This window comes from Cupriavidus taiwanensis (assembly GCF_900250115.1).
Classification (GTDB): Bacteria; Pseudomonadota; Gammaproteobacteria; order Burkholderiales; family Burkholderiaceae; genus Cupriavidus; species Cupriavidus taiwanensis_B.
In genome coordinates, this window is sequence record NZ_LT984803.1 from 1,944,114 (window position 1) to 1,955,964 (window position 11,851).

Consider the following 11,851-nt stretch of genomic DNA (forward strand, 5'->3'; position numbering starts at 1 on the left):
GGTGGCGCCGCGGGCGCGCCGGCACGGGCGCAACCTGCGGCGCTTGTTTTTTTTCAGGTGAAGCGACAGCGCGTGCGCCTCAGAGCCGTGGCATGGCGGGGCGGATACCGGCATGCCGTCCGGCACGGCGGTGACGGTCTGGGTCAAGGTGGGCGCCTCGGCCGGGCGCTCCAGCGGCAAGGTCAGCCGCACCACCACGCCACGCGGCGTGTTCTCTTCCATCTGCATGGTCGCCGCCGCGCCGAAGATACGCGCCAGGCGCTCGCGCACATGGGTGATGCCCAGCCCCGAACCCTTGCCCGAGGCCTGGCCGAAACCGACCCCGGTATCGGCGATCACCACCTGCACCGCGTTGTCGCCGGCCGCGCGTGCCGACAGCCGGATATGGCCGCCGATCATGCAGGGTTCGATGCCATGCGTGACCGCGTTCTCCACCAGCGGCTGGATCAGCATCGGCGGGATTTCCACCTTGGCCAGGTCGCGCGGCAGGTCGATGTCATACGACAGTCGCTGGCCGAAGCGCAGGGCCTGGATCTCGAGATAGCTGCGCAGCAGCTCGAACTCCTGCCGCAGCGTGCATTGCTCGGCGCGGGTGTGCGCCAGCGACATGCGCAGGAAGCCGATCAGCCGCTGCAGCAGCTGCCGCGCCGCCGGCGGATCGGTGGCGATCAGGCCGTCGAGGTTGGCCAGCGAGTTGAACAGGAAGTGCGGCTCGATCTGCGCCTGCAGCGCCATCAGCTGCGCGCGCACCAGCTGCTTTTCGGCTTCCTCGCGCTGCAGCGCGTCCAGCGCCGCCTGCCGCTCCAGCGAGGCCAGCTTCTCGCGCGACCAGTAGAAATAGATCATCGACGCGGCCGCCAGCATGCCTACCACCAGACACATGCGCAGCATCCCGCCGGCCTCGTCGGCCGACTTGGGCGGCAGGTCCAGCACCACGCGCGTGGCCCAGCTGCCGAATACCACGCCCGCGGGCACGGCCGCGGCGGCGAGCAGCAGGAAGGGCCAGCGGCGCGGCCGGTCGTTCCACCAGATCACCACGCGCGGGATGTCGATCAGCACCCAGATCGACAGCCCGATCAGCTGGCTGTAGACGAAGTTGTGCCAGAGCGTGCCGCCGGTCTGGAAGCCGTAGTTCAGGCTGATGGCGATCACCGAGTTCATGCACAGCACGAACAGCAGGTCGCGCCCGAGGATATTCAGGCGGGACGGGATGGCGGCGGTGCAGGCGTGTGTGAAGCAGCGGTCCATGGCGTTCATGTTAGCGCGGCTTTCGCCCTGCGCAATACAGCGGGTGATGTAGCGGCGACATGGCGGTGGCTCAGCCACCCTGCCCGGTCGCGTCGCCAGACCGCGCGGGTGCCGGCGCCATGCTGCGGCCCGACAGCGCGCGCCACCATTGTCCGGACAGCACATAGCGCGGAAACGTGATCCATTGCTCGGCCAGGATGCGACCGGCGATATCGGCCGGCCCGGCAAACGGCTCCGGCGCATGGGCCTCGAGCCGGTGGCCCCGACCCTGCAGCGCCATCGACATGCCCATGCACACCAGCCCCAGCGCGATCGCCGGCACGTTCAGGCGCAGCAGGCCATAGAGGCCCAGCACGGTGCCGGCCATGAACATCGGCACGGCCACGATATGCAGCAGCAGGTTGCGGGGATCCTGGTGGTTGCGGGCATTGCCGCGCCACTGCCCGTGCAGCAGCGGTTCGTGGTCGCGCATGATGGTCTCTCTCCCTTGCCCGGCCCTTGCCGGCCGGCGGCCGCGCGCAAACTTTGTTGCGCTGCGGTACACGCGGCACTGGCCGGAATGCCAGTGCGGGCACGTGCAGGGAATGTACCGCGCGGCGGGGGTGGAAGAAAGTCCGTTGCGACGAACGGCGGGCACGGGGTGCGAACGGCACCGGGGGGGTGCGGACGGCGTATCCGCCGCCCCCGCGGGTGCTGGGGGCGCCGCGCGCCGGATCAGGCGGCCAGGGCCTGGCGGTCCTGCTCGGACAGCGCGCTGCTCACGGTGTCGCGCGACAGGTGCGGTGCGAACATGTTGATGAAGGCGTGCGCATAGCCGCGCAGGTAGGCGCCGCGGCGCACCGCCACGCTGGTGGTGTTGGGCGCGAACAGGTGGTCTGCCGAGATCCGCACCAAGCCGGAGTCCTTGCGTTGGTCATAGGCCATCGACGCGATGATGCCGACGCCGAGGTCGAGTTCGGCATAGGTCTTGATCACGTCGGCATCGAGTGCCGTCAGCACGATCTCGGGCTGCAGCCCGGCCTCGGCAAAGGCGCTGTCGATCTTGCGGCGGCCGGTGAAGCCGGCGTCGTAGGTGATCAGCTGGAAGCCCGCGACGTCTTCGAGCGTCGGTTCCGGCAGGCGCGTCAGCGGATGGTCGGGCGACACCACCAGCACGTGCTGCCAGCTGTAGGCCTCGAACGAGGTCAGCCCGGCCTCGGTCGCCAGCGCCTCGGTGGCGATGCCGATATCGGCCTGCCCGGTCAGCAGCAGCTCGACGATATGCGTGGGCGACGCCTCTTGCAGTGCCAGCGTCACATGCGGGTATTCGCGGCGGAACGCCTGCACCACCCGCGGCAAGGCGTAGCGCGCCTGGGTGTGGGTGGTGGCGACGGTGAGCCGGCCGGTGTGGCGGCCGGCGTATTCGTCGCCGGCCTGGCGCAGGTTCTCGGCTTCGAGCAGCAGGCGCTCGACGATGCGCACGATCTCGCGGCCGGGCTCGGTCAGCCCGGTCAGGCGCTTGCCGTAGCGCTCGAAGATCTCCACCCCCAGTTCCTCCTCCAGCTCGCGGATCTGGCGCGACACGCCGGGTTGCGAGGTATAGAGCGCGTTGGCGACCTCGGTCAGGTTGAACTGGCGGCGCACCGCCTCGCGGATCGAACGGAGTTGCTGGAAGTTCATCGTGCGGCCTCTTGTTTTTGGGTGGGGGCGGCGCCGTGGGCCTGCGTAAACACGCGCAGCTGGCGCGGCCGCACGGCGAGCAGCTCGCCTTCGCGAAAGCCCGCGTGGCGGAAGCGCTCGAGCGGCAGCGCCACCTCGATCAGGTCCTGGTTGTCTTCGCGCTCGAGTTCGAGCTGGGCGACCGGGCCCAGCGTCAGCGCGCGGCGCAGCGTCACGGCAATGCCGTCGGCGCCGGGGGCATAGCGCTCCAGGTCCAGGTCGTGCGGACGGACATAGGCGACCGCGTCGCCGGCGGTCTCGTGGCCGCTGCCGACCACCGGCAGCACCGCCTCGCCGGTATGCAGCAGGCCGCCGCTCTCCCCCACTTCGAGCCGGCCGTGGAACAGGTTGACGTTGCCGAGGAAACCGAACACGAACGGCGTCGCCGGATGGTTGTAGACCGCCTCGGGCGAGCCGTACTGCTCGACGCGGCCGCGGTTCATCAGCACCACCTGGTCGGCCACTTCCAGCGCTTCTTCCTGGTCGTGCGTGACGAACACGCTGGTCACATGCAGCTCGTCGTGCAGGCGCCGCAGCCAGCGGCGCAGTTCCTTGCGCACCTTGGCGTCGAGCGCGCCGAAGGGTTCGTCGAGCAGCAGCACGCGCGGCTCCACCGCCAGCGCGCGCGCCAGGGCGATGCGCTGGCGCTGGCCGCCCGACAGCTGCGCCGGGTAGCGCTCGGCGAGCCAGTCGAGCTGCACCAGGTCGAGCAGCGCGCGCACCTTTTCGCGGATCTGCGCCTCGCTCGGGCGCTCGGCGCGCGGCTTCACGCGCAGGCCGAAGGCCACGTTCTCGAACACGCTCATATGCTTGAACAGCGCGTAGTGCTGGAACACGAAGCCCACCTGGCGCTGGCGTACGTGCTGGTCCGAGGCATCGCGCCCGGCCAGCACGATCTGGCCCGCATCGGCGCGCTCCAGGCCGGCGATGATGCGCAGCAGCGTGGTCTTGCCGCAGCCGGATGGCCCCAGCAGCGCGGTCAGCTCGCCCTCGTCGAAATCGAGCGAGACCTTGTCCAGCGCGACGAAATCGCCAAAGCGCTTCTCTACGTTCTTGACCTGGATGCTCATGATGCTTGTCCTTGCACTGATGCCGGCAGGGTTGCCAGCGGCCGCTCCGGCGCGGCCTCTTCGGTTTCCTTGCGGGCGCGCCACTCCACCAGCGTCTTGATGCCGAGGGTCACCAGCGCCAGCAGGGTCAGCAGCGACGCCACCGCGAACGCGGCCGCGAAGTTGTACTCGTTGTAGAGGATCTCCACGTGCAGCGGCATGGTGTTGGTCAGCCCGCGGATATGGCCCGACACTACCGACACCGCGCCGAACTCGCCCATCGCGCGCGCATTGCACAGGATCACGCCGTACAGCAGGCCCCAGCGGATATTGGGCAGCGTGATATGGCGGAAGGTCTGCCAGCCCGACGCGCCCAGCACGATCGCCGCCTCTTCCTCTTCGCTGCCCTGCGCCTGCATCAGCGGGATCAGCTCGCGCGCGACGAAGGGGAAGGTCACGAAGATGGTGGCCAGCACGATGCCCGGCACCGCGAACATGATCTTGATGTCGTGCGCTTCCAGCCATGGGCCGAGCCAGCCCTGCGCGCCGAACAGCAGCACGTAGACCAGGCCGGAGATCACCGGCGACACCGAGAACGGCAGGTCGATCAGCGTGATCAGCAGGTGCTTGCCGCGGAAATCGAACTTGGCGATGGCCCATGCCGCCGCCACGCCGAACACCACGTTCAGCGGCACCGCGATCGCCGCCCCCGTCAGCGTGAGCTGGATCGCGGCCAGTGCGTCAGGCTCGACCAGCGCTTCCCAGTAGGTCTGCACACCCTTGCGCAAGGCTTCATAGAACACCGACGCCAGCGGCACGAACAGGAACAGCGTCAGGAACAGGACCGCCAACGCGATCAGCGTGTAGCGCACCCATGGTGCCTCGCCGGTGGCGTCGAAGCGATGATGGCCGCTGGCGCTGCCGTGGCCGCCGAGGCGTGCCGAAATTGCTCCGGCCATCTCAGGACTCCTTGCCCGTGGCGGGCGCTTTGACGGCCAGCGCGGCGCGCGCACCCGACTGGTGGCGGCGCGTCCAGGCCTGCAGCAGGTTGATCAGCAGCAGCAGCGCGAACGAGATCACCAGCATCACCACCGCCACCGCGGTGGCGCCGGCGTAGTCGTACTGCTCCAGCTTGGAATAGATCATCAGCGGCGCGATCTCGGACACCATCGGCATGTTGCCCGAGATGAACACCACCGAGCCGTACTCGCCGGTGGCGCGCGCGAACGACAGCGCAAACCCGGTCAGCAGCGCCGGCAGGATCGCCGGCAGGATCACGCGACGGAAGGTCTGCAGCCGGTTGGCGCCGAGGCTGGCGGCGGCCTCTTCCAGTTCCTGCTCGACATCTTCGAGCACCGGCTGCACCGTGCGCACCACGAACGGCAGGCCGATAAAGGTCAGCGCCACCACCACGCCCAGCGGCGTGAACGCGACCTTGATGCCGAGCGGCTCCAGGTAGCGGCCGATCCAGCCGTTGCCGGCGAACAGCGCGGTCAGCGCGATGCCGGCCACCGCGGTCGGCAGCGCGAACGGCAGGTCGACCAGCGCATCGATCAGGCGCTTGCCGACAAAGCGGTAGCGCACCAGTACCCATGCCACGATCAGCCCGAACACCGTATTGACGATGGCCGCGATCAGCGACGCGCCGAAGCTCAGCTGCAGCGATGCCACCACGCGCGGCGCCGTGATCGAGTTCCAGAACGCGTCCCACGTCATCGTGAAAGTCTTCAGGAACGTGGCGGATAGCGGCACCAGCACGATCAGCGTCAGGTAGAACAGGGTGAAGCCGAGCGACAGGCCGAAGCCCGGCAGCACGGTGAAGCGCTGCGTGGACGGCCGGCGCGGCGCGGGCGCGGCGCCGGACTCGGGCGCGCGGGGCGCCGCCGGCGGCGGCGCGTCGGCCAGGGAAATGGATGGAGGCATGTCGTCTCGTCTGTGAGCGGTGCGCTGCCAGGGCCTGGTGGCCCGGTCCGGCACGCCATTCTTTATGGCGCCGGCGCATGCGCCGGCCTACGAGACAGATTTTGCAGAGCCGTCTTTATAAAAAGAACGAATCTTTATGAATTTTCTTAGACGGTTTAGATATAAGGGACCGTCGGCGCGACTTCCACGCCCGCCTCCCAAGGGGTTGATGAAGCACTTGGAGCGCCGATGTCCCCGGCCTGGGCGATCCGTTGCACCAGCGTATCGAGCAGCGCGAGGCCTTCCGGCCACTCGCCCAATGCAGAGTCGGCGTTGATATGGCCGAGATGGCCCACGTCGACCAGTTCGCTGCCCCACAGCGTGCCCCACGAGAAGGCGGTGCGCTGCGGCATCCAAGGGTCGTTGCGGCTGGCCGCGAGGATGGTCGGGAACGGCAGCCGGTAGGCGGGCAGCAAGGCCGCTACGCCGAACTTGTCCGGATCCGCAGGCGCTACCAGCAACGCGCCGGCGATGCCGACCGGGTCCAGCGCCGCCTGGCGCAGCGCCGCCAGGCAACCAAAGCTGTGCGCCACCAGCACGGCGCCGCGCGCGGCCACGCGCCGGGCCCGCATCACCCCTTCGGAAACGCGCTCGGCCCACAGCGGCAGGCTCGGGCGCGACCAGTCATGCTGCTCGACCCGCTGCCAGTCCGGAAACTGCTGTTCCCAGCGGCTCTGCCAGTGCCCCGGGCCGCTGCCGTGCAAGCCGGGCACCGTCAGCACCTGCAGGTGGCGGGGAATTTCCAGCCGCGTGGCGCGGCCTGACACGGTCCTGTCCGATGGCGTCATACCGGCTCCTCACTCAGTGCATGCGATCGGGCGGCGTGCGTAGCCGCCCCCTCCAGCGCGCGCAGGCCGGCCGCGCTCACCAGCCCGCCGGCAAAGGCGCCCTGCCCCAGGCCGATGCCGGCGGCCTGCAGGCGTTCGATGCTCTCGGCGTCCTGCAGGCGCCGCCCGATCAGGGTGACGCCGGCGCTGGCGGCGCTGGCGCGCAGGCCGGACAGCTGGCGGTCGGTCCAGGTGCGGCGCATGTCCAGCTTGAGCCAGTCTGGCAGCGCATGCGCCATCAGCGCGCCCGCCTCCGCCGGATCCGAGGCCTGCAGGCTCACCGCGAAGCCATTGCGACGGTAATTTCCCACCACATGCAGCAGCAGCCCGAGATCATCATTGGCGCTGGCCGGCACCTGGATCACGCAGCGCTCCAGCGGCAATCCCAGCGACTGCAGCGCGCGCCGGAAGGCCGCGCCGTGGTCGTCGGCCACCGCGGCGAGCAGCCGGTTATGCACGTTCAGCACCAGCTTGTGCGCGCCGTCCGCGGCAAAGTAATTGATGGCATGCAACAGGCGCGAGAGCCGGTCCAGCGACACCAGCGTGTGATCGTCCGCCGCCATCGCGAACAGCTTCCACGCCGCCAGGCCGACGCCGTCCTCGGCGTAGGTATGGATGGCGCCTTCATGCGCCACCACCTGCCGGTCCGCCAGCGTGACCAGCGGCTCGAACGCGCTGGTCAGCGAGCAGTTGAAGAACTGGCCCTGCACCTGCCCGCGCGCATCGCGCCACAGTTGCCGGTCCGCCAGCGGCTGGCCCGGCAGCGATTCGAGATAGCGTTGGAGCGCGGATGCCGCGCCCGTGGGTTCATGCTCGCCTGGCATGGTGATCCTTGGGTTGACCGGGCCGCTCGGGCCGGAGGTCTGATTGGTGATGGGGGCAAGCGCGACGCCAGCGGCCGTCCCCTGCTCATGATAGGAGCCTGGCGGGCCCCGGCGTATGAAGAATAAAGAGCGTCGATATGCGCCGCCCGGCGCTAAGGTGCAAGCCGGGCCGGGCGCGCTGCGGTCAGGCCGCCCAGCTCACATGCAGCGGCGCGGGTGCAGCGGGTGCAGCGGGCGCGGCGGCCTGCGCACCAGCGCTCCCGGCCGGCGGCGCCGGCCGCATCACCCGCTGCAGCACCTCGGCTTCCAGTTGCGCAAAGCCCGCGGCGCCGCGTTCGCGCGGCCGCGCCAGCGCCACGCGCGTGTCCATGGCGATGCGGCCGTCCTCGATCAGCACGATGCGGTCGGCCAGCGCCACCGCTTCGGCGACATCGTGCGTGACCAGCAGCGCGGTGAAGCCCAGCCGGCGCCACAGCGATTCGATCAGCGCCTGCATTTCGATGCGCGTCAGCGCATCCAGCGCGCCCAGCGGTTCGTCGAGCAGCAACAGCTGCGGGCGGTGCACCAGCGCGCGCGCCAGCGCCACGCGCTGGCGCTGGCCACCGGACAGCCGGGCCGGCCACGCCTGCGCGCGCTCGGCCAGCCCCACCTGCGCCAGCACCTGCGCCGCTTCGGCGCGGCGTGCGCGCGGCAGGCCCAGCGCCACGTTGTCCAGCACGCGTTTCCACGGCAGCAGCCGCGCGTCCTGGAACATCACCCGCACATCGGCCTGACGCGCGCGGCCGCTGGCAGCGGCGTCGCCATCCACGGTGATGCCGCCGCCATCGACAGCTTCCAGCCCCGCCACCAGCCGCAGCAGCGTGCTCTTGCCGCAGCCGCTGCGCCCGACGATCGCCAGGAACTCGCCCGGCGCCACGTCCAGCGCCACGTTGTGCAGCACTTCGCGGCCGTCGTAGCGCTTGACCACCTGGCGCACGTGCAATGCCACGCCGCCCGCCGTGCGCGGCGCCTCGGCCACCGGCCGGGCCGCCTCGCGGCGGGCGAGGCCTGCTTCCAGTTCGGCCAGGGCCGCCTGTTCCACCGGATACATCTGCATCTCGATCTCCTTGCCTTGATTGGGGTGCCGGGCCGGTCAGGCCGCGGCGTAGCCCGGATGCCAGCGCAGCCAGTAGCGCTCCAGCCCGCGCGACAGCCAGTCGGCCAGCTTGCCCAGCAGGGCGTAGAGCAGGATACCCACCAGCACCACGTCGGTTTGCAGGAACTCCCGCGCATTCATGGTCATGTAGCCGATGCCCGATTGCGCGGAGATGGTCTCCGCCACGATCAGCACCACCCACATCAACCCGAGCGCGAAGCGCACGCCCACCAGGATGCCCGGCAGCGCGCCGGGCAGGATGACTTCGCGATACAGCTCCCAGCCGGACAAGCCGTAGCTGCGCGCCATTTCCACCAGCCCCGCGTCGACCGAGCGGATACCGTGGTAGGTGTTCAGGTAGACCGGGAAAAACACGCCCAGCGACACCAGGAACAGCTTGGCGCTCTCGTCGATGCCGAACCACAGGATCACCAGCGGGATCAGCGCCAGCGCCGGGATGTTGCGCACCATCTGCAGCGTGCTGTCGAGCAGCGTGGCCGCGGTGCGGAAGGTGCCGGTCAGCAGCCCCAGCAGCAGGCCCAGCCCGCCACCGACGGCAAAGCCCGCCAGCGCACGCCAGGTGCTGACGCCGACGTGCCGCCACAACTCGCCGGAGCGCGCGAGTTCCCACGCGGCCTGCACCACCGCCAGCGGGGCCGGCAGCACCCGGCTGGAAAGCCAGCCGTTCTGCGAGGCCAGCTGCCATGCGAGGATCAGCAGCACCGGCACGATCCACGGAGCCGCTGCGCGCGCCAGTGCCTGCGGCGCCTGGCGCGGCGGAGATGACTGAGGGGCGTTCATGGCTGTCCTCCACTTTAGCTCTGCGCGGCGCGCGGCACGATGCCGGTCGCCATGACTTCACCGAACGGACCCGACAGCACCTTGCCCGGCAGCGTGTCGAGCTTCGCGCGCACCGAGCGCGGCAGCAGCGGGAACACCAGCTCGGCAAAGCGGTAGGCTTCTTCCAGATGCGGATAGCCGGACAGCACGAAGGTGTCGATGCCCAACCCCGCGTATTCGCGCATGCGCTCGGCCACGGTGTGCGGATCCCCCACCAGCGCGGTGCCGGCGCCGCCGCGCACCAGGCCGACGCCGGCCCACAGGTTGGGGCTGATTTCCAGCGCTTCGCGCGTGCGGCGCGTGCCGCCCGCATGCAGCGCGGCCATGCGGCGCTGCCCTTCGGAATCCATGTTGGCGAAAACGGCCTGCGCGCGCGCCACGGTCTCGTCGTCCAGCCGGCTGATCAGGTCATCGGCGGCGGCCCAGGCGGCAGCTTCGGTTTCGCGCACGATCACATGCAGGCGGATGCCGAACTTCACCGTGCGGCCGTGGCGCGCAGCGTGGCGGCGCACGTCGTCCAGCTTCTGCGCCACCGCCGCGGGCGGCTCGCCCCAGCTCAGGTAGGTATCGACCTGCTCGCCGGCCAGCGCATGTGCCGGCGCCGACGAGCCGCCGAAGTACACCGGCGGATGCGGCTGCTGCAGCGGCGGATAGAGGACAGTGGCCCCCTTCACGCTCAGGTGTGCGCCCTCGAAGTCCACCTTGCCCCCGCCATGACTGGCGGCCAGGACCTCGCGCCAGATGCGCAGGAATTCGGCCGAGGCCTCGTAGCGCGCGCTGTGGTCGAGAAACAGGCCGTCGCCCTCCAGCTCGGCGCGATCGCCGCCGGTGACGAGGTTGATCAGCAAGCGGCCGTTGGAGATGCGGTCGAAGGTCGCGGCCATGCGCGCGGCCAGTGTCGGTGCCATCAGGCCCGGGCGTACCGCGACCAGGAACTTCAGGCGCTGCGTCACTGCAGCCAGCGCCGATGCGACCACCCACGGGTCTTCGCATGAGCGGCCCGTGGGGATCAGCACCCCTTCATAGCCCAGCGTGTCGGCGGCCACCGCGACCTGCCTGAGATAATCGAAACCGACCGCGCGCGCGCCTTCGGAAGTGCCGAGGTAGCGGCTGTCGCCGTGGGTGGGGATGAACCAGAAAACTTGCATGTCGTGCTCCTGTTCTTCTTCGCTGGCGTGTCAGCGCCTGGCCTGCTGCTGCGGCGCGTCCCAGCGCGCATCGGCTACCTTGACCGGCTTGGGAATCAGCTTCAGGGAATGGAAGGCGTCGGCAATGCGTTGCTGCCCGGCCAGCACCTCGGCGCTGACCGGGCGCGCGCCGTACGAGAAGCGCGAGACCGCAAGCGCGAGCACATCGGCCGGCAGCCCGGTCTCACCGCTCAGCACCGTGGAGGCCTCCTTTGGATTCCTTTGCGCCCAGGTGCCCAGCGTGGCCAGTTCATCCAGGATCAGGCTGACGATCTCCGGCCGAGCCTGCGCATAGGGGCGCGAAGCCAGGTAGAACTGGTGGTTGCTGACCACGTTCGTGCCATCCGCGCCGCGGCCATCGGCCAGCACGCGCGCGCCCAGCTGCTTCTCGGCCGCGGCCAGGAACGGGTCCCAGATCACCCAGGCATCGACGGCACCGCGCTCGAAGGCGGCACGCGCGTCGGCCGGCGGCAGGTAGACCGGCTGGATCTCGCTATAGGGGATGCCCGCCTTCTCCAGCTGGCGCACCAGCAGGTAATGCACGTTCGAGCCCTTGTTCAGCGCGACGCGCTTGCCGCGCAGGTCGGCCACGGAACGCAGCGCGGAGCCCCTGGGCACGACGATGGCCTCGGCCACCGGTGCCGGCGGCTCGTTGCCGACATAGACCAGCTGCGCGCCCGCGGCCTGGGCAAAGATCGGCGGCGCCTCGCCGACGGTGCCGAAGTCGACGGCGCCGACGTTAAGTCCCTCAAGCAATTGCGGCCCGGCGGGGAACTCGGTCCATCTGACGGCGATGCCTTGCGGCGCCAGGCGCTTTTCCAGCGTCCCGCGCGCCTTCAGCAGAGTCAGCGTGCCGTACTTCTGGTAGCCGATACGCAGCACCTTGGGATCGATGTTGTTCGACTGCGCCTGGGCGCGGCCGGGCAGCAGCCCGTAGGCCAGGCCGGTGGCAAGCACCAGCGCGGCGGTAATCAGGCGGCGGCGCTGGTTTGCCGTGCGCAGCGGGTTGATCGTTGTCATGTGATGTCCTCCATGGCCCGCGCCGATGTGCTGCGGGCCAGATCGATGTCCAGGATGGTTG

The 11,851-nt window shown here is 69.8% G+C and carries 11 protein-coding genes and 1 pseudogene; all 12 read right to left on the minus strand.

The genetic code is table 11. The features are described 5' to 3' along the window. Positions 1-99: 99 nt before the first annotated feature. Positions 100-1,257, minus strand: a pseudogene (locus CBM2586_RS09185) (sensor histidine kinase); the annotation flags it as partial. A 61-nt stretch (positions 1,258-1,318) separates the two neighbouring features. Further along, positions 1,319-1,720 carry a terminase gene (locus CBM2586_RS09190; RefSeq protein ID WP_115687288.1) on the minus strand — a complete coding sequence of 134 codons (402 nt, stop codon included), beginning with the start codon at positions 1,718-1,720 and terminating at the stop codon, positions 1,319-1,321. A 242-nt stretch (positions 1,721-1,962) separates the two neighbouring features. Continuing rightward, positions 1,963-2,907 (minus strand): CysB family HTH-type transcriptional regulator, encoded by a 945-nt coding sequence (locus CBM2586_RS09195; protein WP_115661910.1) that lies wholly within the window; start codon positions 2,905-2,907, stop codon positions 1,963-1,965. Beyond that, positions 2,904-4,016, minus strand: coding sequence for a sulfate/molybdate ABC transporter ATP-binding protein (locus CBM2586_RS09200; RefSeq protein WP_115661909.1), 1,113 nt, complete (start codon positions 4,014-4,016; stop codon positions 2,904-2,906). The genes CBM2586_RS09195 and CBM2586_RS09200 overlap by 4 nt, the downstream gene beginning before the upstream one ends. Continuing rightward, complete coding sequence (gene cysW / locus CBM2586_RS09205; protein ID WP_115687289.1) at positions 4,013-4,954, minus strand: sulfate ABC transporter permease subunit CysW; 942 nt, start codon at positions 4,952-4,954, stop codon at positions 4,013-4,015. Before cysW ends, CBM2586_RS09200 begins: the two co-directional genes overlap by 4 nt. A gap of 1 nt (position 4,955) precedes the next feature. Further along, positions 4,956-5,918, minus strand: a complete 963-nt coding sequence (gene cysT, locus CBM2586_RS09210; RefSeq protein WP_115687290.1) for a sulfate ABC transporter permease subunit CysT — start codon at positions 5,916-5,918, stop codon at positions 4,956-4,958. A gap of 155 nt (positions 5,919-6,073) precedes the next feature. After that, a complete protein-coding gene (locus CBM2586_RS09215; protein WP_115661906.1) occupies positions 6,074-6,745 on the minus strand; it encodes an RBBP9/YdeN family alpha/beta hydrolase in 672 nt (223 codons plus the stop codon). Continuing rightward, the gene (locus CBM2586_RS09220) at positions 6,742-7,608 is read right to left on the minus strand and encodes an EAL domain-containing protein (protein ID WP_115687291.1); all 867 of its coding nucleotides are present in this window, start codon (positions 7,606-7,608) and stop codon (positions 6,742-6,744) included. Before CBM2586_RS09220 ends, CBM2586_RS09215 begins: the two co-directional genes overlap by 4 nt. A 184-nt stretch (positions 7,609-7,792) precedes the next feature. After that, complete coding sequence (locus CBM2586_RS09225) at positions 7,793-8,704, minus strand: ATP-binding cassette domain-containing protein (RefSeq protein ID WP_115687292.1); 912 nt, start codon at positions 8,702-8,704, stop codon at positions 7,793-7,795. Between the two features lie 36 nt (positions 8,705-8,740). Further along, positions 8,741-9,544 carry an aliphatic sulfonate ABC transporter permease SsuC gene (gene ssuC, locus CBM2586_RS09230; RefSeq protein WP_115661903.1) on the minus strand — a complete coding sequence of 268 codons (804 nt, stop codon included), beginning with the start codon at positions 9,542-9,544 and terminating at the stop codon, positions 8,741-8,743. Positions 9,545-9,558: 14 nt separating this feature from the next. Further along, positions 9,559-10,731, minus strand: coding sequence for an FMNH2-dependent alkanesulfonate monooxygenase (ssuD, locus tag CBM2586_RS09235; protein ID WP_115661902.1), 1,173 nt, complete (start codon positions 10,729-10,731; stop codon positions 9,559-9,561). 30 nt (positions 10,732-10,761) lie between these two features. Continuing rightward, positions 10,762-11,790: a sulfonate ABC transporter substrate-binding protein gene (locus CBM2586_RS09240; protein ID WP_115687293.1), complete on the minus strand. Its 1,029-nt coding sequence runs from the start codon at positions 11,788-11,790 to the stop codon at positions 10,762-10,764. Positions 11,791-11,851: the final 61 nt, after the last annotated feature.

What these genes read in the sequence shown, in the direction of transcription:
- CBM2586_RS09190 (WP_115687288.1), bottom strand. Translation starts at nt 1,720, where the DNA reads ATGCGCGACCACGAACCGCTGCTGCACGGGCAGTGGCGCGGCAATGCC.
- CBM2586_RS09200 (WP_115661909.1), bottom strand. Translation starts at nt 4,016, where the DNA reads ATGAGCATCCAGGTCAAGAACGTAGAGAAGCGCTTTGGCGATTTCGTC.
- CBM2586_RS09195 (WP_115661910.1), bottom strand. Translation starts at nt 2,907, where the DNA reads ATGAACTTCCAGCAACTCCGTTCGATCCGCGAGGCGGTGCGCCGCCAG.
- CBM2586_RS09240 (WP_115687293.1), bottom strand. Translation starts at nt 11,790, where the DNA reads ATGACAACGATCAACCCGCTGCGCACGGCAAACCAGCGCCGCCGCCTG.
- CBM2586_RS09225 (WP_115687292.1), bottom strand. Translation starts at nt 8,704, where the DNA reads ATGCAGATGTATCCGGTGGAACAGGCGGCCCTGGCCGAACTGGAAGCA.
- CBM2586_RS09215 (WP_115661906.1), bottom strand. Translation starts at nt 6,745, where the DNA reads ATGACGCCATCGGACAGGACCGTGTCAGGCCGCGCCACGCGGCTGGAA.
- CBM2586_RS09220 (WP_115687291.1), bottom strand. Translation starts at nt 7,608, where the DNA reads ATGCCAGGCGAGCATGAACCCACGGGCGCGGCATCCGCGCTCCAACGC.
- ssuC (WP_115661903.1), bottom strand. Translation starts at nt 9,544, where the DNA reads ATGAACGCCCCTCAGTCATCTCCGCCGCGCCAGGCGCCGCAGGCACTG.
- ssuD (WP_115661902.1), bottom strand. Translation starts at nt 10,731, where the DNA reads ATGCAAGTTTTCTGGTTCATCCCCACCCACGGCGACAGCCGCTACCTC.
- cysT (WP_115687290.1), bottom strand. Translation starts at nt 5,918, where the DNA reads ATGCCTCCATCCATTTCCCTGGCCGACGCGCCGCCGCCGGCGGCGCCC.
- cysW (WP_115687289.1), bottom strand. Translation starts at nt 4,954, where the DNA reads ATGGCCGGAGCAATTTCGGCACGCCTCGGCGGCCACGGCAGCGCCAGC.